Origin of the sequence: Streptomyces sp. NPDC000594, assembly GCF_040299965.1 — a bacterium.
In the GTDB taxonomy this organism is placed as follows: Bacteria; Actinomycetota; Actinomycetes; order Streptomycetales; family Streptomycetaceae; genus Streptomyces.
Window position 1 is genome coordinate 67,459 of sequence record NZ_JBEPCY010000010.1, and the last position, 21,980, is coordinate 89,438.

Genomic DNA, 21,980 nt, shown 5'->3' on the forward strand with positions numbered 1-21,980 from the left:
TCCACCCCGTACCGCAGGGGCATTCCCCACCGCCGCTCCGCCCCCTCCCGTCGGGCGGATCCGGCGACGCCCGACACGGCCCCTGGAGGCATCCGGATGGAAGGCGACATCGATCCGCCCCCGGAGCTGGCGGAGATGCTCGCCATGGTGGCGGGCGAGAGCTGGCCCGATGTCAGCGAGATGGACATCCTCCGCCGGGCCCGTGCCCTCAAGGACGCCTGCGAGGACACCAAACCGCTGGATCCGCTGTTCATGACGGCGGTGCGGGATGTCCTCACCATCACCCGGGGCGAGGGCGCGCGGGCCTTTCTCGCCATGACGGAGAAGTTCGCCCAGGGGGACGGGAGCGAGCAGAACCCGGGCGCCTTCCCGGGGTTGATCATGGGCTCCGGCATGATGGGCGAGGCGCTCCAGACCTCGTCCAACAATGTGGAGACCTCGAAGATCACCATCATCGGCATGGCCGCGCTGGTCTTCGTGGAGCTGCTGGCCGCCGCGATCTCGCTGGTGATCACGTTCGGGGCCGCTTCCGTGGTGGGGGCTGCCCTCATCAAGACCACCATCCTGCTGATCCGGAAGCTGATCACCCAGCTCATCAAGTCCATCCTCAAGGGCGCGCTGATGATGGGCGGGATGAATCTGCTCGCGCAGGTCGTCCAGATCTTCCGGGGGCACCGGGACGGGCTGGACTTCGCGGAGCTGGGCAAGACCGCGGCGCTGGGCGCGGGGGCGGGGGTCATCGGCTTCGGGATCGGCAAGGGGCTGGGCAAGATCTTCGGGTCGACGGGCTTCGGGGGCATCATCAACAACACCCTCACCGAAGGGCTGACGGAACATGTCCTCGCCGGGCTGATGCCGCTCTTCGACCCGCAGGCCCAGTACGACAACCCCGGGGACCGGCCGTTCGCGGGCGGCTTCTTCGAGGGGTCCGCCGAGGCTCTGAACCACAAGGCGAAGAACACCAATGTGTTCAACAAGGTGAATGTGCCGGTCCCGGCCATGAACTTCGACATCCCCAACCTCGATGTCAACCTCTATCTGGAGAAGGGCACGTCGACCGGGGCCCCGCTGCCCGGCCCGGGTATCGGGCTGTTCAGCGGCAAGACCGGGATGGTCGACCCGGCGACGGGGACGTTCATCGACCCTCCGGCGGGCGCGCCCGGGGGGCTCCCGACGGGCGGTCCCGCGCGGACCGGCGATCCGGGCGATCCGCCACCGCCGTACGGGGACGCGCCGCCCGCGTACTCCGGCCCCGGGCCGGATCAGCCGGCCTCGGCCCCCGCGCCAGAGCCTCCGGCCGCGCCCGCGCTCGGTCCTGGTCCCGCACCCGGTCCTGCCGGGGACCCGGCTCCCGCTCCGACGCCGTCCCCTGCTCCGGCGCCCGCTCCGGCGCCGACGGCCGGTCTTCCCGGGTCGCCTGCTGGTCCCGGGCCGAGCAATTTGGTGACGGACGGGCCCGTACCGGATCGGCCGGGTCCGTCAGGGTCCGCCGTTTCCCCCGGCCCGGCCCCGGACTCCGCCCCCGGGCCGGCTCCGTCCCCGTCGCCGTCCCCGACCCCGGCGCCCGCTCCCGGGCCGACGTCGACGGCCGACCTTTCCGGGTCGCCCGCCGGTCCCGGACAGAGCAGCCTGGTGACGGAGGGCCCGGGGCCCGGCCCCTCCGTGGTGGACGGACCCGTACCCGACCGGCCGGATCCGTCAGGGCCTGCCGCCTCCCCGGCACCCGTACCGGAACCGACCCCGGGGCCCGGGCCTGGCCCATCGGTGGCGGATGGCCCCGTACCGGATACGTCCGCTGCCGACCGGCCCGAGCCCGGTGGGTCCATGGACACCGGTCCCGTAACCGACACCGGTACGCGGCCCGCACCGGGTGACGGCGCTCCCGCAGGGCTCCCGGACGCTCCCGCAGGGCTTCTGGACGCTCCCGCAGGGCTTCTGGACGCGCCCGCGCCCGGCGGAGGGACATCCGCCGCTCCGCCCACGGCCCCGGCCCCGGAGAGCGCCCCCGCCCCCGCGCAGGACGCCCCGGCGCCGTCCGGTGGCTCCGTACCCACGGGGCCCGCGACCCCGGGCGGCGGCCCGGACTCCGTACCCCGGCTCTCCGGGAACGGCGGTGAGAGTACGACGCTCTCGCAGAGCCCCCAGGAGCGGCCGGGCGGCGGCACCGCGGATGTCTCCACGGTGCCCTCGGCGGCGCCCAGAGCCCCGGAGCAGCAGCCGGGTGCGCCGGGCGGCACCCCGTCCGCGCCGCAGACCGGGCCCGCCGCCGCCCCGGGTGCCGTACCCGCGTCGCCGGGAGGGCCTCCGGTGGCCCCGCCCCCGCCCCCGCCACCCGTGTCGACACCGCAGACCGCGCCCCCGGCCGGGAGCGGGCGACCACAGGGCACCCCCGGAGCCGGGCAGAAGGCCGGGCAGAAGAGCGGGCGGAAGGGCCCGACGCCGGTCCCGCCCTCCCCGCATCCGGTCTCCACGCAGGAGATCGCGGCGCTGAAGGCGCATGTCACCCCCGTCCCGCTGCGGACCGAGCGGTTCGACCCCGCTGCGGATCCGCTGGCGACGGCGGGGAACGGACAACTCGGCGGTACGCAGACCCTGATCCGGCCGGATGTGAGCCGCTTCCAGGCATCGGACGGGAGTTGGATACGAGGGCTGACGATCACCCTGCCGGTCAAGGTCGGCCCGGCGGGCAAGGGCCTCACCCCCGAGGGGGTGGCCGCGCTGGAGCAGCGGATCCAGGACCTTCTCGACGCCCAGGTGAACACCGGTTACACCCTGCCCAGATCGGGCGATCAGCTGCATATCGATATCGCGCTGAAACCCACCGCACGACCCGGGGGAGAGGGGATCACGGTCACCTACTCCGCCGACCCCGGCCGCTCCGACCAGTTGCACTTCAACCTTCACGGGCCGGGGGCCACACCCGCCCAGGAGGCGAAGGACGCGGGCAAACTGCTCCATGAGGTGCTCCACTACACCGGTCTGGGCGACTACGGCCAGGACAACGCGACGCTCTTCCGGAACGCCCCGGACAAGGCGCAGACCACCGGCATCATGGCGAACCAGAAGAAGCTGCCGGACGGGCTCCTTCCACAGGAGTATCTGGCGGAGATCGAGAACACGCTGGACTCGGGGCCGGTGGTGAACGATGTGCCGTTCACGGGTGACGGGACACCCCCGGAGCCGCGGCCACAGTCACCATCGGAGTCCGAGACGGCTCCCGACACCGAGACCGACATCGAGGTGGTGCCCCCGACCAGTCAGGAGCCCCCTCCCGTCTACCAGTCCGCGGACCAGCTCCTCCGGGATCTGCTGGACACCGCCCGCTCCCCGGACGCGCCCGGCTTCGCCCCCCGGCCCCAGGAGTCGCTGCTGGGCCCCGATGTCTTCGGGCTGCGGGACCCGGCACCGGTCCCGCCCTTTCTCGCCGGGCTGGACTTCTCCCAGCTCACCGGGGACAAGGTCACCAACTTCCTCTACGCCATGGATATGGTCGCGGGCGGTCTGCCGGGGCGTGACGAGGTCGACCCCGCGGGGATCCAGGGCGACCCCGCCTGGGTCATCCAGCACAGCGTCGACAACCCCACCGCCTGGGCACCGGGCGGGAACCTCGACCCGCTGCCCGCCCAGTTGCAGACGCCCTGGGTGATCCACTCCATCTGGCTCGGCGGGCCGCTCGGGGACACCGGTGCGATGAAGAACTTCCGGCTCAACATGGGCAAGATGGCACAGCAGTACCAGGGGTCCGCGATGGCGGCCCTGTGGACCGATGTCCCCCGGTCGATCGTCGACCAGGCGCTGGAACCGGAGTCACCGGACGACAGCCCCGAGGTGATCGCGGCCCGGTCCATGGTCACCTGGGCCCAGGAGAGCAATGTCATGCTGCTGAACGTCGACGAGATCTTCAACAGCGAGACCCCGATGAAGCTGCACCCCTTCTTCAAGGCCGAGATGAACAAACAGATCGGACTGGGGTACGCGGCCGCCAGCGACATTCTGCGGCTGGAGATCGTGCGCCGGTTCGGCGGCATCTACACCGACGGTGACAATCTCATCACCGATCTGGCCCAGGTCGTACCGGCGCTCCAGACGCCCGAGTCGTACGCCTTCCACACCACCGCGCACACGGCGGGCAATTCGTTCATGGCCATGCCCCAGGGCCATCCTGTCGCCGACAAGTATCTCGACCTCATCGCGGGGCAGTACCAGTTGAACCAGAAGGAGCTGTTCGGGCCGCTCAATCTGCCGCACACGTACTTCACCACCCCGCACGGCAAGGTCCACCGCAACTCCATCATGAACCGCACCGGCCCGAGCCTGATGATCAATCTGTCCAGGGAGCTGGGTATGCGGTTCTACACCGACTTCCCCGGTATGGGCGGTCTCACGGTGAACAGCGACGCGAGCTGGATCGTTCCGCCCGCACAGCCGGTGTCCCAGGCACCGCCCAGTGGTGAGAAGACCCTGACCTTCGCGCAGAACATCGTGCAGTCGCTGATCCGGGACGCGTACAACCGTGAGGGCGACTTCCACGCCACCCAGGCGAACCGGGCCATCGCCCGGCATCAACAGGCGGAGCTGGTCTGGGAGGGCGTGGCCCGTTTCCTCGCCTCACGGCCGGAGCTGGCGAACCTGTTCACCCAGATCACCGATGCCCGGATGGAGGAAGGAGGGATCGTGGACACGGTGACGCTGCCCCCGGCGGTCCTGGATCTGTTCGACTTCGCGGGGCCCCGGGCCCAGGGGTATCAGGAGGGCACCTATATCGCGGAGCACTTCAAGCCGGTCCGGTTCAGGTCGTCGCCGTCGTTTCCGCCGCCGTAGTCGGCCGTAGCCGGCCGTACCGCGCGGGGAGGTCCGGGGAGGTCGGGGTCCGTCGTGCCGCCGGTCAGACTCCGGCCGCCGCGCTCTCCCGGACCGTGAGCCGCCAGGCCGTGCGCTCCGTGTCGCCGAGGAGGACCACCACCACCGGGTCGGGCACGGCGGAGGCGGTGGTCTGGACGGCGGCGAGGTCCGCCGGGCCCGAGGGTGCGGCGAAGAGGACGACGAGGGCGGCCGTGCCCGGTTCGCCGAGCCGGGTGGCCGCCTCGTTCGGGGAGGTCAGCACCTCCAGCCCGGCAAAGGTGTCCGACGAGCCCGCCGGGCCCAGGGCGAAGGCGCGCACCGGGACCGGGGCGGTGCCGTCGGCGAGCTGGAGGGCGAGTGACTCCAGCAGACGCAGGACGGCGGGCCGGTCGCCGGTGACGGAGACCACCCCGGGGGTACGGGCGAGGTCGAGGAAGAGACAGCCGCGCTCACCGGATCCGACGCAGACGAACGCGGTGCCGCCGGCGGGTGGTTCATAGGGGGCGGCGGTCCAGGCGAGGGAGCCGTTCCCGGACGGATCGGTGTGGCCGAAGGCGATGTCCACGAGGTCGTCGCCGAAGACGACGGAGACCGGGGACGCGGGGGCGACCGGCTGCGGGGCGCGCCGTGCCGGTGGCGGTGTGCGGGGGCGGCGGCCGGTGGGCGCGCCGGGCATTCCGGCGTGCTGGGTCCCGGCTTCCCGCGCCCCGGCTTCCCGCACCTCGGCTTCCCGCGCTCCGGGCTCCGGTGCCCCGGGCGCCACGGTCGCGGGGCGGGCGGCGCGGGCGGTGCCGGTGTGCGCGTACGCCGGCACGGCCGCCACCACGGGCCGCGAGGGCCCGCCCGCCCCGGGGCTCTCCCCCGTACCGTGACCGTCGTCGTCCTCGCCGCCGCCGTCGCCGGGCGCGGTCACGGACTCCGGTGTGGACACCTCACCATGGCGCCCGGTCCCGGAACGGCGCGCCGGATCCCGGGGTACGGCCCCGGCGGCGGGCGTCCCCCCGAGGCGATGGCGGCGGCGCAGGACGAGGGTGGCCGTTCCCGCGCCGAGGGCGAGTGCCCCGCCGACGGCGGCGGTCAGGGTGAGCGCGCTGTACGACCCTCCGGGCGGCGCGGTGGCCACGGCCCCCGGGTCCGAGGGTGCGGGGACACCGGGCGGTACCGCGTCGGCCACCCGCGCGGGGAGGACGCCGAACCGTACCTCCGGACCGGCCGCGTCCGGCGGCAGCCGCAGGATCCAGCCCGCCGGGACATCGGTGGTGCCGTCCATCGCCCGGCCGTCGGGCTGGCGGCGGCCCTGGTTCAGCTCGAAGATCTCCTGGAAGCGATTGCCGTCGCCCAGGGTCCTCCGGGCGATGCCGAAGAGGAACTCCGGCTCCCCGGAGGGCTGTTCCAGCACGACGTAGTACTTCACCCGCTCCGCCCCGGGGGTGTCGGCCACGGGCACCGGACCGTCCCGGCCGGGCGCGGCGACGGCCCGGTCGGCCATGCTCCCGCCGGTCAGCAGCAGACCGGCGAGGACCGCGGCGGCACCGGCCGCACGGCCGGGACGGGTCTGGGGTGCGTGCTGGGGCATACGGGATCCTCACGCGTCGCGGGGGAGCGCTCTTCCTGTCCTGCACCGCAGCACGGCATCACCCGGGCCCGGGTTCACGCCGCACCCCCCCCGGGGCCACCGTCGGACCGTGGGGTGGGACCCGTCGCGTCTACCGTGCGCCGAGCTTGCCCCGCTTGAGCTGGAGCACCTCGTCCGAGGCGTCGGCCACCTGGCGGGAGTGGGTGACCACCACCACGCACTTGCCCTCATCGTGCGCCAGCTTCTGGAACACGGCGATGATCCCGCCCGCCGTCTCGTGGTCGAGGCTGCCGGTGGGTTCGTCCGCGCAGAGGATGTCGACCTCGCAGGCGAGCGCGCGGGCGATGGCGACGCGCTGCTGCTGCCCGCCGGAGAGTCGCAGGGTCCGGCGGTGGTGGTCGGCGGCGTCCACCCCGAGCAGGTCCAGCAGTTCGACCGCGCGCTGCCGTTTGTCGCCCCGCCGCACCCCGGTGATCTCCATGGCGGAGGTGATGTTCTGGACCGCCGTCATATACGTCAGCAGGTTCAACGACTGGAAGACGGTGGCCACATGACGGTTGCGATAGCGGCCGAGACCCAGGTCCGCGACATCCCGGCCACGGAAGCGGACGCTGCCGGCGCTCGGTGAGTCCAGGCCGCCGACCAGCGAGAGCAGGGTGGTCTTGCCGCTGCCGGAGGGGCCGATCACGGCATACATACGGCCCGGTTCGAAGGCATGGCTGATGCCCCTGAGCACGGTGCGCCTGCGGTTGCCGCTCTGGTAGGAGCGGGTCACCCCGGTGAGTTCGAGGACCGGGTCCTGGAGGGGGGAGGTCATCGCTTCAGTCGCCCTTCGTCAGGATGTCACGCGGATTGAGGCGCAGCACACGCGCGCCGGGGATGAGGGTGGCCAGGACGGCGATGCCGAGGCCGGTGGCGCCGACCCTGGCGATGTCGGCGGCGCCGAGGCGTACGTCGAGCGAGTCGATGGGCTCGGCCCCGGGCTCCTCCTCCGGCACGAGGGGGATGGCGCCTCCGGCGCCGGTGACGGCGCTGGGGTCGGGTCCGTTGGCCGCGTTCGCCGCGGAGTCCTTGGCCGAGGACACCTCGCCGGCCAGCAGTCGGCCGCCCATGGCCTCGGACAGATACTGGCTGCCCGCCGAGGCGAGGCCCACCGCGATCACCGCGCAGGCGACGACCTCCACCAGATGCTGGCCGAGCAGCTTGGGCTTCTTCTCGCCGAGCGAGAGCAGGATGCCCAGCTCCTTGCGGCGCTCGCGCAGCGAGGAGGCGATGATCAGGGCGAGGATCACGGTGCCGGCGAGGGCGACGATCCATACGGTGACGGTCGCGAAGTCCGCGGTCCTGCCGATGGGCCCGACAAGCTGTTTGTACTGCTTGTCGTTGACCGTCATCGGGAAGATGTCGAGGTCGGCGCCGTGTGCTTCCGCGTCCTTCTTCAGCCGGTCCAGATGCGCCGGGTCGGCGAGGGTGAAGGTGGCCTGGTCGACCACGCCCCCGCCGGTGCCCGGCTTCTTGCCGAGGAGCCGGGTGGCGCCGTCGGGGGTGACGTACAGCTGGTTCACCGGATCCATCATGGCCGGTACGTACTGGTCGCTGTCCGGGGTGCCGCCGGCGTAGACACCGACGACCGTGAACCCGAACCGGTCCGTGTTCCTCTTCTTGCCGATCTCCGGCAGCCGGCCGACCTGGAGCCTGATCCGGTCGCCGACCTTCCAGCGGTTCTGCTGGGCCAGCCGCTGCTCGACCACGACCTCGTCGCTCCGGCTCTTCGGGCCGATTCCCCGCCCGGCGACCATCTTCGCGTCGCCGTTGCGGAATTCGGCGACCGACCGCTGATCGCGCACCCCGTCGGCCGCGAAGAGGTCGAGGCCGTCGTCGATGGTGCCGGCCGGGCGGGGCACCGCCCGGTACAGCTTCGAGCCGCCGGTGGGGGCGGCGCCCGAGTCCGTTGTGTAGTTGCACCGCTTGACCACGGGCGACTCGCAGATCCGGTCGACCAGGCCGCGCCGCAGGTCACCGCCCGGACCGATCGTTCCGGGTATCGAGCCGTTGGACTCGGTGCCCTGCCCCGATCCGATCAGGGCGTTCACATCCAGCTGCATGGTGGCGACGGCGCCGACGCTCGCCTTGGCCTCCTCGGCCGCGCGGGCCGCCGCCGACCGGATGAGAAATCCGGAGAGCACCAGGGTGCAGATGACAAAGAAGAGACCGACCAGCATCACGGTCTTTCCGAGATGACTGCTCAGCCGCCACCACGCCCGTTTGAAGAGATTCATTGCTTACGACAACTCCCTGCCCGACATATTGGTGAATCCGCATGTCACCGTAGCCAGACACGGTTTTGAGCCGTGTTTGCCACATGCGCGGGCCGGACGATGGCTCATACACGGCTCATATCCCGTATCTGATAAATCTGTTGGGCCGGGACGGCGAATGCCTCCGGAAATTCACAGGAAAGGGTGTCGGGGGCCGTGCGCGTACTGGTGGTGGAGGACGAGCGGTACATGGCCCGGGTCCTGGAGATCGGGCTGCGCCGCGAGGCCATCGCCGTCGATGTGGTGCACGACGGGACGGCCGCGCTGGAGAGGCTGGCGGTCTACGACTACGACGCCGTCGTCCTCGACCGTGATCTGCCCGGTGTCCACGGCGACGAGGTCTGCCGGCGCGTCGTCGCCCTGCGGCTGGAGTGCCGGGTCCTCATGCTGACCGCCGCCGGGCGCCTGGGCGACAAGGTCGAAGGGCTCGGCCTCGGTGCCGACGACTATCTGGCGAAACCCTTCGACTTCCCCGAACTCGTCGCCCGGCTAAGGGCCCTGTACCGGCGCAGCCCCATGGCCCACGCCCCCGTCCTCACCTTCGCGGATCTGGCCTTCGACACCCATCGCCGCCGGGTGCTGCGCGCGGGGCGGGAGGTACGGCTCACACCGAAGGAACTGGCCGTGCTGGAGCTGCTGATGCGCGCCGACGGCGGTGTGCTGAGCACCGAGTACCTGCTGGACAAGGCGTGGGACGCGCACACGGATCCCTTCACCAACGCGGTACGGCTCGTGGTGCACACCCTGCGCCGCAAGCTCGGCGAGCCCCGGCTGGTACGGACGGCGATCAGCGCCGGCTACTACCTGGGCACCGAGTGAGGCGGCCCTCCTGGCCCGTCCTGGGCCGCCTGGTCCTGGGCCGCCCGGTGCTGCGTCGCCCGGTCCGGGGCCGACCGGTCCGGGGCCGACCGGTCCTGGGTCGATCGATCCTGCGTCGGTTCGGGCGGAGCCGGAGCATCCACGCCCGGCTCTTCCTCGGCTTCGCGGGCGCGCTCGTCGCCTCGGCCGTACTGATGGTCGCCGTCATCTACGCCGGTATGCGGTTCGTGCCGACGTACGACTTCCAGGACACCCTCGTCATCATGGACTCCGGGGTGCCGCCCCGGATGTCCGATGCCGGGGGGTCCTTCCCCGAGGTCGACATTCCGCCGGGGGTCAGCCGGGGCCCCCTGATGGACGGGTCGATCCGCAGCAAGGAGGATGTCTGGAACACCCTGCTGCGGCTGTCCGTCGGCGGGCTCCTCCTGGTGATGGCGATCGGCCTGGCGGTCGGCTGGCGGCTCTCGAAGCGCCTGCTCGCGCCCCTCGGTGTCATCGGCGAGGCCGCCGCGAGGGCCGCCGAGGGGCAGTTGCAGTACCGCATCCGTGCCGAGGGCCCCTCCGATGAGCTGAAGCGGCTCGCCGACACCTTCGACACCATGCTGGCCCGGCTGGCGGAGTCCTTCGCCGCCCATCAGCGCTTCGCGGCCAACGCCTCGCACGAACTGCTCACCCCGCTGGCCACCACCCGCGCCGTGTTGCAGATCGCCGCCGCCGACCCCAGCGGCGAGGAGTTGGCCGAGCTGGTCCCGATGCTCGTCGAGACGAACGAACGCAACATCACCATCGTCAAGGCCCTCCTCGACCTGGCCGCCGCCGACCATGCCCCCTTCGACCCCGAACCCGTCGACCTCACGGCCCTCGCCACCGGCGCCGCCGCCGAACGCACCGAGCGGGCGGCCACGGCGGGCCTGCGCCTCACCCTCGACACCGAGCCCGGCTGCACCGTCCCCGGCAACACCACCCTGCTCCGCCAGCTCCTGCTCAACCTCCTCGACAACGCCCTGGCCTACAACCGGCCCGGCGGCTCGGTCCATCTCGCGGTCCTGCGCGAGCAGGGGATCGTCGTCGAGGTGGAGAACACCGGGCGGCCCATCGACGAGATCGTCGCCCGGCGTCTGTTCGAGCCCTTCTACCGGCCGCAGTCCCGGGTCACCAGCGACCGCTCCGGCCATGGCCTGGGACTCGCCATCGTCCGCTCGATCGTCCATGCCCACCAGGGCACCGTCACCGCGCACGCCAACCCCGACGGCGGTCTGACCGTACGCGCCGAACTGCCGGCCCGGCGGCCGGAGGCGGGCACCCGCCGCTGAGCGCCACCCACCGGTGGAGGGCCGGCGTGGGCCGGCTCCCGCGTTCCGCCGGGAGCCGGTCAGGCCGACGGGCCGGTGCGCCGCACCGGCCCGTCGGGTGTTTCCGGGCGTTTCGGGGGCTGGTGTCAGTGACGGTGTCCCGTCCGCCGCCGACGGGTGACGACGACCGCTGCCGCACCCGCGCCCAGCAGCACGGCGGCGAGGGCGAGAACGGCTCCGACGCCGGGCAGACCGGTATTGCCGAGGGAACCCTTGGGTGGCCGCCCGGACGGTGACGGACTGCTGGGCGCCGGGCTCGTCGGCTGTGACGACGACGGCGACGGCGACGCGGGCGGTGTCGGCGACTGGGACGGGGGTGCGGACGAGGACGGCGGCGGTGTCGGCGACTCCGGCTTCGGGATGTGCACACCGGCGTCGATCGTGTGATCGACCCCGCCGGGCGTGGCCGGCGCGGTGACCGGGGCGTACCCGTTGCAGAGCCGGCCGCTGGTCGGTGGGGTCACATTGGAGTCGTGCACCCGGTCGTCACCGGCGCGCGGCAGAGTGAAGCGCAGGTCGGTGGCGGCCGGCCGGCCCGGCACCTTGCTGGTGTCCGCCGTGCACACATCGAACTGCACGGTGTACTTGGCGCCCGGTGCCAGCTCGTACTCCGCGCCGACCCCGCCGAAGTAGTACTCACCGGCGGCATCGGTCGTGGTCGTGGCGACCTGCTTGCCGTCGGCGTCCAGGAGGTTGATCGTCGCACCCGGCAGAAGCACATGCCCCGGGTCCTGGAGGCCGTTGCGGTCGCCGTCGTACCACACCACATTGCCGATCTGGATCGGCGCGTTCGCCGCGGCGTACGCGATGTCGCCGAGGCCACCGGCCTTGCCGAACCCGTTCTGGTTCGGACCGATGAACTCGTACGCGTTGTTCACCGGGTCATTGCCGGGGCCGAGGCCGGTGGCGACGTTGTAGTAACCGGTTCCATTGGTGATGACCCGGCCGGTCGGGTCCATCTGGGTGCTGACGATCCACTGCTGCTGCGGGATGTAGGCGACCGACCCCAGCGCGGACTCCTGGTGCGGCCCCGGCCGGGTCGCGGAGCCGCCGTTCGGGAAGTAGTCGCCCGGGAAGTACTCGATGACGCTGCCGGGCTGGACCCCGTCGAGGGCCGGGTCCGTGGCGTGGTCCGGGCAGCTTCCGGTGCCTTCCCAGTCGTACCCGCCGGTGGGCCTGGCGCAGGCCATGTTGATGTCACCGCCGGACATGCCGTTCTGCGGTGTGTCCCGGCCCGGCCTCGGGTCCAGCCCGCCCCAGCTCACGACATCCATGAACCGGTCACGGAAGCCGAGGATCAGCGAGCCGTCACGGGCGAAGGCCATACTGGCCAGCGCCGGTTGCGGATTGATCATCGCGCCGCCGGCGCTGAAGCTGTCCCAGTCCTCCAGGTCGGTGTTCCATGGGTTCCAGTACCTGGTCTGCTCGTGGGAAAGGCCGGTGAGCACGCTCCCGCGCTCGAAGTCCAGCTTCTGGGACAGCACGGTGGTGAACTTCTCGCCGTCATAGGTGGCGACGACGGCCTTCAGATCCGCACGCTTCTGTGTGCTCTCCGCGCTGCACACACCCCCGACGTACAGGTTGCCGTCGTGGGCGGCCACGCTGAACGGGCGCCAGTCCCCGGCCGAGGCGCAGCCCGGGTCGGGGATCGGCACGGTCGTCCCGGGCGCCGAGGCCGTGGGCCCGGTCGCGTCAAAGGTGACCAGGCTACGGGTGAGCAGGTTCACCGCGTACAGGGTCGAGCCGTCCTCCGACAGGGCCAGGCCGCCGATGCTCTCCTTGCCCGGGGCCTCGGTGAACCCGGCGTCCTTGATCAGGTTGTTGGTGTCGTGCGGAGTCTCCGCGGCGCCCGGCACCGTCGCGAACAGCGTCGGGGCACCGCCGCCGCGGGCCGGGGTGACATAGATCGCGCCACCGCCCTTCGGCCCGTACTCGGTGTACCGCCGGGCGAACGCCGACTGGAACAGCCGGTCGCGGTACCGGTCGTGGGCCAGCCCGTAGGTCGTACCCACCTGGTCCTGGGTGTTGAGGACCTCCGGGCAGCTCTCCTGCTCGGGACAGGTGCCCCGGGCGTCCGTCCCGAACGCCACCAGTGCCCGGGTGTCCGTCCCGCCCGCGCCGCTCTGGATCGGTACGAAGTAGCGGGAGTCGGGCAGTGCGTAGTCGGCCGGGTTCCAGACCCCGGTGGTCACCGAGTCGTCCTTGCCGTCCGAGACGTCCACGAACGAGGTGAAGCTGTCGAAGTGGTTCGGCGCGGTCGAGGCGGGCGCCGCCCGCAGATGGTCCCGGTAGGGCTCCGGGACGGTGACATCGACCCGGTACCGGCCGCCGGTCAGCTCGCTCGACGGCGGCACGACGACCCTTCCGGTGACATCCGTGACGCCGGTGACACGCTTGCCCGCGAGGTCGGTGACCTGGACGCGCATTCCCCGCTGGGGCACATCCATGGTCGCGTTGATCACGCCGGTGCCGAAGAAGTCCCGTAGTACCTCGACGGTCAGGGTGCCGTCGGGGGCCGCGGCTCCGGCCTGCTCGGCACCGGTGAGGGCGGTACCCGCACCGGCTCCTACCAGGAGCAGTCCGGACAGCCCCCACCTCAGTGGAACCCGTAATCGCATAGCGCTCCTTTACCTCGCCACAAGCTCACGCCAATCGGACAACTTCCGCGCAGAGGATACAGCTGACGAGCCGTCACGTCCGGTGAGTCCGGGAGTTCGTGGGGTTGCTCGGCTGGAGCTGTTACGCTCCCGCCGCGTGCGGAGCATGTGGAGCAGCAGAGCGCGGGACAGTGGAGCGCGGGGCACCGGGGCGCGGAGCACCGGCGCGCGAGGCACCGGCGGCAAGCGGCGTCCCCGGGCGCGCGAGGCGACGGGCCCGCGTCGTCGATGGCCGCGATTACGCTGGGCGGCGGGCGCCGCCGTCTGTGTGGCGGCCGCCCTGACCGGCTTCGTCGTCCTGCTCGGCGACGGCGACGGCGACGGTGATGGCGCCGTCACCCCGCGGGCGTTGACCGCGGACGAGGTGAACCGGCTGTCGGTCACGCGATTCCTCAACTACCGCGCGGGCGGCCGGGCGGTGACGATCACCGTGCCGAATGTCGGCGGCGGGCTGGTCATCACCGGATCCGTCGACTACCGCACACACACCGGTTACGGGGTGGTGCGCGGCACCGGGCGGGACGCCTCCAGTGCCGGGCTGATCCGGTGGACGGCCACCACCGTCCTGGTACGCCCCATGGTGAAACCCCCGGCGGTCGCACCGGCGTCGCCGCCCGCGTCCGGGTGGTTCAGCCGTCCGCTGCGGACGTCCGGCATGACCCTGGACAGTGCGCTGGCCATCGTCCTCGACCTCGGCGGCGACCGGCCGGACAACGCCGCGCTGCTGCCGCAGAACGGCGCCGCCTGGGTCGGGCGGGAGCGGGTGCGCGGCCATCGGACGGACATCATGAACGGGCCGCGTGCCAAGGCCAGGGCCGGCGCCGGCGCGGGTGCCGATCCCCGTCGCGGTACCGGTGCCGGTACGGCACAGAAGGTGCGTTACTGGATCGGCCCGGACGGAACCATGTACCGGGTGGAGGCCGGTATCGCCTCCGCGCCGCGGCCGGTGGTCTTCGACTTCGACACCCAGAAGTACCTCCCCGTCCGGCCGCTGCCGGGTGTCACCCCGACGCGGTAGCCGCCGCTCATGGGGTCCGCACCCGCGCGCGGTCGGCGAGCAGCGACGGCGACGGCAGGGCGATGTCCGCGACGGCCGGCAACTCCGGAGTGTCCGGTACGACGGTGGCGCCGACCGTGCCGGCCCCCGGGAACTCCGGCTGGGGGGCGGGCGCGGCCACGTCGGTGAAGGGGAGGCCCGCGGGTGCCGCCGGGCTCCGCCAGCTGCCGGAGGGCGTGCGCGACGTGGCGGGGACCGGGCACGAGGCGGTGGACGCGATCCCCTTCGGCACGGTCGTCCGCAGCTGGTTCCCGTCGAGGCAGTTGCCCCGCCCCCGGGTGGTGGTGGGGAACGTCCAGCCGATGTCGACGCCGTTGGCGGTGAAGGTGTTGTCCGTGATCCGGTTGCGGTCCGCCGTCAGGTCGGCGGTCGCGGTGATCACGAGCCCGGTGCCGGTGTGGCCGGTGACCCGGTTGCGGATGACCCGGTTGTCGCTGCCGCCGTCGATGCCGATGCCGACGCCCCAGCCGCCGTCGGCCTGTTCGGGGGTCCGCCGCTGCTGGTTGTGCGCGATCAGGTTGCCCGCGATGACGGCGTCCCGCTGCGGGAGCAGTTTCTCCTGGTGGTCGGAGTTGATGGTCAGCCCGACGCGGTTGCCGACCAGGCGGTTGCCGACCACATACAGATCGCCGCCGGCGTTGGTGCCCTCGTAACCGACCGCGTTGAGTTCCGAGATGTTGTCCCGTACCACGATCCGGCACGGCCTGCACTGGCCGACATAGATCCCCGAGTCCGCCCCGCCCGAGGTGTAGGAGCGCTCGATGACCCCGTTCCGCGCGGAGAACGCGTAAATGCCGTAGAGGCCGTTACGGGTGGCCGTCACATGCGAGACCAGGAACGACTTCAGGAGGCGTACGGGTTCGTCGCCGATGTCGTAGCCGCCGCTCCCCGGCAGGCCGGCGGCTGCCGCCGCCGAACCGGTGACCAGCACCCCGTTGTGCGTGTTGTTCCGTACGGTCAGGTTCTCCACGGCCACCCCGGGCGCCCTGACGACCACACCGTTCGGCCGCCGCACCTGTCCGTCGATGACCACCCCGGCCCGGGACTCGCCCCGCAGCGTGACGCGCTCCGTGTCGATCCGCACCGACTCGCGGTACACGCCCGGGGCCACCAGTACCAGGTCACCGGGGCGGGCCAGGGAGACCGCGGCCGAGATCGTCGGGGCGTCACCGGGCACCCGGATCGTCACCCGCGCGCCGTCCGGCCGCCGGCCCTCGCCCGATCCGTCGCCGTCACCGCTGTCACCACCGTCACCACCGGTGCAGCCGGTCACCAGCGTCAGTGCGCCCAGGGCAGCGGCCATCACACGCAGAGCTAATCGAGACATGATCCCAGTCTGGCACGGCGCCGAGCCCCCCGCCGGGATGTCCAACTCGCTTCCCCAGTACGGAGGTTGGGCGGCACAAACGGATCGGGTGTGGCACTGTACCCCTCATGCATCGCGCCGATCAGCCGCCGTCGCGCCGCGCGTTCCTCGATGTCACCGGTGCCACGGTGGCCGCCGGTCTCCTCTCCGGGTGTTCAGGGGACTCCGCCCGGCCCGCCCGGCCGGCCCCTTCCGCGCCTGCCTCTTCCGCGCCGGCCGCGCCCGCGCCGGTCCCGGTGACGGGCCGGCATCAGGCGGGCGTGACGCTGCCCCGGTCGCCCCAGCCCCATCTGCTGGCCCTGGTGGCCGACCTCGGTGCCGGGGTGGCCCCCGGCCCGTTGCTCGCGGAACTCGGGGAGACCGTCCGCACCCTCACCGCCGGGTCCGACCCACGGCTGCTGGGCCTGCCCCCGGGCGATCTGACCGTGACCGTCGGTGTGGGTCCCCGGCTGGTACGGGCGGTCGGCGCCGCACTGCCCGGCGCGGCCGACCTGCCACCGTTCTCCCGCGAGCGGATCGCCCCGCGGGCGCGCGGCGGTGATCTGCTGATCCAGATCTGCGCCGGTGAAGCCCCGCTCGTCCCGGTCGTCGCCGCCGCCCTCCTGGACCGGGCCGGCGACCGTATCCGGGAGCGCTGGCGGCAGTTCGGACGCCGCGGTACGGAGGTGCCGGTGGCCGAGGGCCGCTCCGCGCCGCGCAATGTGCTCGGTTTCATCGACGGGATCGTGGGCCCGCACACCCCCGCCGAGCAGGAACGCGACCTGTGGCTGGCCGGACCCCCCGGGGTCGCCGGCGGCACCCTGGCCGTACTGCGGCGCATGGAACTCGATCTGACGCGGTTCGCCGCCCTGTCCGTGGCCGAGCAGGAGGCGGTCTTCGGGCGGCGCCGGGCGAGTGGCGCACCCCTCTCCGGCGGCGGCGTCGCCGATGCCCCCGGGCTCGGCGCCAAGACGGCCGACGGGCGCTATCTCATCCCCGCGGACGCCCATGTGCGCAGGGCGAACCCCACCGTGGTCGGCGTCGGCCATATGCTCCGCCGCTCCTACAGCATCGACGATCCCGTCCCCGGCCTGCTCTTCATCAGCTTCCAGAACGACCTGCGGACGTTCACGGCCACGCTGACCCGCATGGACACCTCCGACGCGCTGCTGCCCTTCACCACCACCACCGCCGGCGCGACCTTCCTGATCCTCCCCGGCTACGGCCCACGGCGCCCGCTCGGCTCTCCCTTGTTCGGCTGATCGGCACCCGCGGGCACTGCGATCTCACCACGCCCGAGGGCCCGGCCCAGGCGGACACCGCGTTCGTCACCCCGCACGACCCCCTGCGGGTGGGAGGAGGCCCGAGGAGCTTGTCGACCTCTACCTTCGCCGGAGCAAGAAGCGGAAGACCGTCGAGACCCTCCGGCAGCACGCCCGTGATCTGCGCCGGGAGATGGCACGGCAGGGACTCACGGTCCCACAGTCGTTCCGACCCGGGCTGGGGTAAACAGGGACTGGCTCACAGGAGGCGGCGCACGGCCTTGATGATCGACCGGCGGCGGTCGCCGGTGCTCTCGGCCTCGGTCGTGGAGGTGGGTATGCCGGTGGGGTTGCTCGGGTTCCATGCGAGGGCGAGGCTCAGAACGAGGGTGAGCAACGCGGTGGGGGTGAAGCCGTCGCCGATGCCATCCTTCTTCTGCACCGCGGCGAGCGCCTCCAGCTTGGCGTCGCGCGTCGGCGCCGCGACTGCCGGGTCCCGGTCGTGGCTGTCGCCGCGCTCCATGCGGTGCCAGGTGGCGAGCCGGATGACTTCGGGGTGTTGCTGGCAGTAGTCGAAGAGCCGTCCCGCGTACCCGGGGAGGTCATCGGGAGTGAAGGGAACCGTGTCCAGGCCGTGGGTGACATGGGCGTCGAAGACCGTGTCGAAGAGCTGGTCCTTGCTGGAGAAGTAGACGTAGATGAGATTCTTGTTGGCCGCCGCCGCCCTGGCGATCCGGTCCACCCGGGCTCCGGCGATGCCATGCGCGGCGAACTCGTCGGTGGCGGCCTGGAGGATGCGGTCCTTGGTTGCGTCGGCTCGGGACATGCGGGCCATCGTATCGGGGACTAACCAGTTAGACACACTCCCGTGAAGGCCCTGTGCACCGACCGGTCATCCGATCCCGAAGGCGTCGAAGGCGGCGTCCGACGCGACCAGCAGGACCGTGCACCACAGGGTGACCCCGGCCATCAACCAGCGGATCAGCCGCCAGCGGGGGATGCCCAACGCGGCGCCGAGCAGGGACGAGCCCCAGGTGCCGAAGAGTGCGGGCGCGACGATGCCGAAGCCCACCACGCCGTACCGTTCGAAGACGCGACGCGCCCGCCGCCCCGCGGTGCTGGCGAGCCGGTCGCCCGAGGGTGACCCGACGGGAGCCGCACCGCCCGAGGGTGCACCGCCGACGGATGAGCCCGGCGAACCGGCCCGTATCCCGGACGACTTCCGGCGGGCCCGCCAGGACTGCCAGCGCAACCGCGCGCGTTCCATGGCGAACACCGCGAACACCACGCAGCAGGCGGCACCAAGCAGCACCGCGAACAGCGCGACCGGACCGGGCAGGGAGAGCGAGAGGCCCACGGTGACCGCCGGGGTCCCGACCGCGAAGCCGGCGAGCAGGGTCCATACGAATCCCACCATGCGGATTCCCTTCAACTGCATCGTTCGCATCGCTGGGCCGTGCCGTCGGCAGGCCAATTGACTAACCAGTTACTCTATTGTCATGGCTCATACTGACACGACACTGGGCGAGTTGGCGGCCGGCAAGTACCTGCTCCTCACCACCTTCCGCCGGGACGGCAGGGCGGTCCCCACCCCGGTCTGGGTGATGCTCGACGGCCGGACACTGGCCGTGTGGAGCGCGGCGGACGCCGGGAAGGTGAAACGGATCCGTAACGGTGGCCGAGTGACGGTCGGCCCCTGCGACTGGCGGGGCAAGCCGCTCGGTGCCTCGATGCCCGGCTTCGCCGAAGTGCTGACGCCGGAGGCGAGCGCCCACTTCACCGGCCTGATGAAGCGCAAGTACGGACTGGCCGCCCGAGTCGGACTGCTCGGCAGCAGGCTGAGCCGCGGCTCCGGACGCGCGGTGGGCATCCGCATCCGGCTGGACGAGTGACCGGGCGGCCGGGCAGCCAGGTGGCCGGCAGTCGTGGTCCGGCCTTCGGCCCAGTTGCAACAGCACCGCAGCACGGTCGGGCGGTTCCATGCGATCTTTACGGCGGTGCGCGTGTCCTCTCGTCGGCCGGGATGTGCCTCGCCGTGTGATGGACGGCCGACGGTTGGCCGGGTGCCGGGGCATCCGCCGGTAAATGGGTGGCGGGGGTCGGCGGGGCGGGTCTAGTCTTCATCCCGTTCCGCCGGGAAGGCCGTGTGCCACCCTGGCCAGGTTGTCGGTTCGTCGAGGAAGCAGGAGGTGAGGACAGTGATGACGGTCACGGTCTCGGGCGCTGCCCGCACTCAGGAGTTCATCGTTCCCACCTCTGTGGTCTCCGGCTGACACCCACACACTTCCGCGCGCCGCCGTGCGCGCTCGCCGGGACCACCCTTCACCCTCGTAAGGGGTTCCCGTCTTGTCCAGCATTCCGCTGAACCTGTCTTCTTCCGCTGCCTCCGCCGACGTGGAGGCCGCTCTCACCCCGTACGGCTGGGACGACGGCTGGGCCACGGCCTTCGCCCCGTACGCCGCCCAGGGACTGATTCCCGGCCGGGTGGTACGGGTCGATCGCGGGCACTGCGATCTCATCACGCCCGAGGGCCCGGCCCAGGCGGACACCGCGTTCGTCACCCCGCACGACCCCCTGCGGGTGGTCTGCACCGGGGACTGGGCGGTTCTCGACCCCGCGGGCGACCCCCGCTATGTCCGGACGTATCTGCCGCGCCGGACCGCCTTCGTCCGCTCCACCTCGTCCCGGCGGTCCGAGGGGCAGATCCTCGCCGCCAATGTCGACCACGCGGTCATCGCGGTCTCCCTCGCCGTCGAACTGGACCTCGGCCGGATCGAACGCTTCCTCGCCCTGGCCTGGGAGAGTGCCGCGTAAAACAGCATGCCCCTCACCTGCACGGATGCCGTTTGGGCCGGCCGGATCTGTGGTGTAGGAGGGCTATATGGCCAAAAATGCGGTGGTGGAGGAGTTCCGGGACGCCAGTCCCGAGGAACTGGTGGGGAAGACGCCCGAGGAGCTTGTCGACCTCTACCTTCGCCGGAGCAAGAAGCGGGAGACCGTCGAGACCCTCCGGCAGCACGCCCGTGATCTGCGCCGGGAGATGGCGCGGCAAGGGCTCACGGTCCGCAAGGTGTGGCTGGAGCAGCGGAGCGCCTCCAAGCAGCACGTCCGGCGCGAGAAGCTCGACAAGGCGATGGCCGCCGTCATGGCCGGCGAGGTCAAGACGCTCGCGGTGTGGAAGACGGACCGCTTCGACCGCCGGGGCATGGCCGCCGTCGGCGCGGCACTGGACGAGTTCGACCGCCGCCGGGCCCGCCTCTACGTCCTCCAGGAGAACCTGGACTCCAGTCAGCCGGGCAACCGGATCGTCTTCGCGATCCTGGCCGAGCGCGCCCGCGACGAGATCAAGGACCTCACCCTGCGGGTGACCACCGGCAAGACCGCCGCGCGCACGGCGGGCCGCTGGCCGGGTGGCCGCACCCCGTACGGCGTCCGCTCGCCCCTGGGCTCGGGACGCATCGAACCCGAGCCGGCGGAGTACCCGCACGCACGCCGCATAGCCGACGAACTCCTCGCCGGAAAGTCGGCGATGCGCGTGGCCCACGGGCTGAACCACGACGGCATCAGGACCCGCGACGGTGCCCGGTGGGACGCCCGGACGATCACCCGGATGGTCCGCTCACCCGCCTGGGCGGGTCTCCTGCCGGCGAAGGAGCGGCTGCACGACGAGTTCGGCCAGCCGCTGGACGTCTGGCTTCCCTCCCCCGAACCCGTACGGGACGTCGAGGGCAACCCGGTGGTGATCGGCGTCGGCGTCGTGAGTCCGGGGGAGCGGCTCCGGATCCTCGCGCTGTTCGAGGCACGGATCACCCGGATGGGCGGGGGCTCTCGTGGGAAGCGGCCCCACACGACCTTCCTCGGTGGCTTCCTGTCCTGCCCTCACTGCCGGAAGGCCATGAACGGCAGCGGCAGCGAGGCCAACCGGATGTACCGGTGCCGTACCCGCTCGGTGTACGGGGTGGAGGCGTGCCCGGGAGTGGTGGTCCGCGCGCCCCGCATCGACGCAGCGGTCGAGGCGATGTGGCTGAGCCATGTCACCGCCCTCGACCACGGATCAGCGGGCCTCGACGCCATCGTCCGCCGCTGGGCGGTCCTCCACGATGTGGAGAAGCAGGCCCGCCGCGAGGACGTCATGGCGGCCCTGGACGCGGCCAAGCAGCGCAGGGACAAGCTGGAACACGACTTCTACGTCGAGGGCATGCTCGCGGAGGACCGGTTCAAAACCCTGTGGGCCGACCAGTCGGCGGCGATCGAGTCGCTGGAGATCGAAGCCGCTGAACTCGTCCGGGAAGCCGACCTCTCCATCTTCTTCGCCGACGGTGAGGCACTGGCGGAAGCCTGGGCGGAGTCCACGATCGAGGACCGCCGCATGCTCCTGGGCTGCGTCATGACCTCTCTGACGATCATTCCTGCTCGAACTTGGGGGGACCGTACCCCGATGCTGGACCGATTGGTACCGGAATGGGTTGCCTGACGCACTCGTCATGCGTAGGTCTCGGGTTCGAATCCCGAAGGCGGCTCTGAAGGACCCCAGGACTCACTCGCCGTGACCTGGGGTTTTTCGCTTTTCCGGGGCAAGGGGACGGAGCTGCCGGACCCCTGAACGGAGGGCGCGTGAGCCAGGGGTGGCCAAGGGGTGGCCATGTGCGCGGCGAGCGTGCCAGGGGGTGGTCACACGCCGCACTTCTCAGTCACGGCCTGCTGTCGCCGAGGTTGTGGGAACCCGACAGTCTCCAGCAGAGAGACCGAGCC

The 21,980-nt window shown here is 71.8% G+C and carries 14 protein-coding genes and 1 pseudogene; 8 read left to right on the plus strand and 7 right to left on the minus strand.

The window, feature by feature from the left end:
- Positions 1-96 precede the first annotated feature (96 nt).
- A complete protein-coding gene (locus ABT354_RS16740; RefSeq protein WP_351494244.1) occupies positions 97-4,821 on the plus strand; it encodes a WXG100-like domain-containing protein in 4,725 nt (1,574 codons plus the stop codon).
- 64 nt (positions 4,822-4,885) lie between these two features.
- On the opposite strand, the gene ABT354_RS16745 is transcribed toward ABT354_RS16740, so the two are convergent.
- The 3 genes from ABT354_RS16745 to ABT354_RS16755 form a co-directional block, all read right to left on the minus strand.
- Complete coding sequence (locus ABT354_RS16745; RefSeq protein WP_351494246.1) at positions 4,886-6,418, minus strand: hypothetical protein; 1,533 nt, start codon at positions 6,416-6,418, stop codon at positions 4,886-4,888.
- Between the two features lie 130 nt (positions 6,419-6,548).
- Positions 6,549-7,235: an ABC transporter ATP-binding protein gene (locus tag ABT354_RS16750; protein ID WP_351494248.1), complete on the minus strand. Its 687-nt coding sequence runs from the start codon at positions 7,233-7,235 to the stop codon at positions 6,549-6,551.
- Between the two features lie 4 nt (positions 7,236-7,239).
- Entirely contained in the window at positions 7,240-8,697 is a 1,458-nt protein-coding gene (locus ABT354_RS16755; RefSeq protein ID WP_351494250.1) for an ABC transporter permease, read from the minus strand.
- Positions 8,698-8,892: 195 nt separating this feature from the next.
- Here ABT354_RS16755 and ABT354_RS16760 point away from each other — a divergent pair, with 195 nt between their 5' ends.
- Together ABT354_RS16760 and ABT354_RS16765 are read left to right on the plus strand one after the other, a co-directional pair.
- On the plus strand, positions 8,893-9,555 hold the full coding sequence (locus ABT354_RS16760) for a response regulator transcription factor (RefSeq protein WP_351494252.1): 663 nt from the start codon (positions 8,893-8,895) through the stop codon (positions 9,553-9,555).
- Complete coding sequence (locus ABT354_RS16765) at positions 9,552-10,868, plus strand: sensor histidine kinase (RefSeq protein ID WP_351494253.1); 1,317 nt, start codon at positions 9,552-9,554, stop codon at positions 10,866-10,868. The genes ABT354_RS16760 and ABT354_RS16765 overlap by 4 nt, the downstream gene beginning before the upstream one ends.
- Before the next feature lie 125 nt (positions 10,869-10,993).
- Here the strand turns inward: ABT354_RS16765 and ABT354_RS16770 are convergent, their stop codons facing one another.
- Positions 10,994-13,525, minus strand: a complete 2,532-nt coding sequence (locus ABT354_RS16770) for an SdrD B-like domain-containing protein (RefSeq protein ID WP_351494255.1) — start codon at positions 13,523-13,525, stop codon at positions 10,994-10,996.
- Between the two features lie 337 nt (positions 13,526-13,862).
- On the opposite strand from ABT354_RS16770, the gene ABT354_RS16775 reads away from it, so the two are divergent.
- Positions 13,863-14,582 (plus strand): hypothetical protein, encoded by a 720-nt coding sequence (locus tag ABT354_RS16775; RefSeq protein WP_502983437.1) that lies wholly within the window; start codon positions 13,863-13,865, stop codon positions 14,580-14,582.
- A 7-nt stretch (positions 14,583-14,589) separates the two neighbouring features.
- Here the strand turns inward: ABT354_RS16775 and ABT354_RS16780 are convergent, their stop codons facing one another.
- Positions 14,590-15,948, minus strand: a complete 1,359-nt coding sequence (locus ABT354_RS16780) for a right-handed parallel beta-helix repeat-containing protein (RefSeq protein ID WP_351494259.1) — start codon at positions 15,946-15,948, stop codon at positions 14,590-14,592.
- 107 nt (positions 15,949-16,055) lie between these two features.
- Here ABT354_RS16780 and ABT354_RS16785 point away from each other — a divergent pair, with 107 nt between their 5' ends.
- Positions 16,056-17,228, plus strand: coding sequence for a Dyp-type peroxidase (locus ABT354_RS16785; RefSeq protein ID WP_351494261.1), 1,173 nt, complete (start codon positions 16,056-16,058; stop codon positions 17,226-17,228).
- A gap of 259 nt (positions 17,229-17,487) precedes the next feature.
- On the opposite strand, the gene ABT354_RS16790 is transcribed toward ABT354_RS16785, so the two are convergent.
- Both ABT354_RS16790 and ABT354_RS16795 read right to left on the minus strand, forming a co-directional pair.
- Entirely contained in the window at positions 17,488-18,054 is a 567-nt protein-coding gene (locus ABT354_RS16790; RefSeq protein ID WP_351494263.1) for a TetR/AcrR family transcriptional regulator, read from the minus strand.
- A gap of 66 nt (positions 18,055-18,120) precedes the next feature.
- Positions 18,121-18,645 (minus strand): hypothetical protein, encoded by a 525-nt coding sequence (locus ABT354_RS16795; RefSeq protein ID WP_351494265.1) that lies wholly within the window; start codon positions 18,643-18,645, stop codon positions 18,121-18,123.
- Between the two features lie 82 nt (positions 18,646-18,727).
- Between ABT354_RS16795 and ABT354_RS16800 the strand changes: the two genes are divergently transcribed.
- The 3 genes and pseudogenes from ABT354_RS16800 to ABT354_RS16810 all read left to right on the plus strand — a co-directional run bounded on the left by ABT354_RS16800 (position 18,728) and on the right by ABT354_RS16810 (position 21,702).
- Positions 18,728-19,120, plus strand: coding sequence for a PPOX class F420-dependent oxidoreductase (locus ABT354_RS16800; protein ID WP_351494267.1), 393 nt, complete (start codon positions 18,728-18,730; stop codon positions 19,118-19,120).
- Between the two features lie 454 nt (positions 19,121-19,574).
- A pseudogene (rsgA, locus tag ABT354_RS16805) lies at positions 19,575-20,039 on the plus strand (GTPase RsgA); the annotation flags it as partial.
- 70 nt (positions 20,040-20,109) lie between these two features.
- Positions 20,110-21,702 carry a recombinase family protein gene (locus ABT354_RS16810; RefSeq protein ID WP_351494269.1) on the plus strand — a complete coding sequence of 531 codons (1,593 nt, stop codon included), beginning with the start codon at positions 20,110-20,112 and terminating at the stop codon, positions 21,700-21,702.
- Positions 21,703-21,980 lie beyond the last annotated feature (278 nt).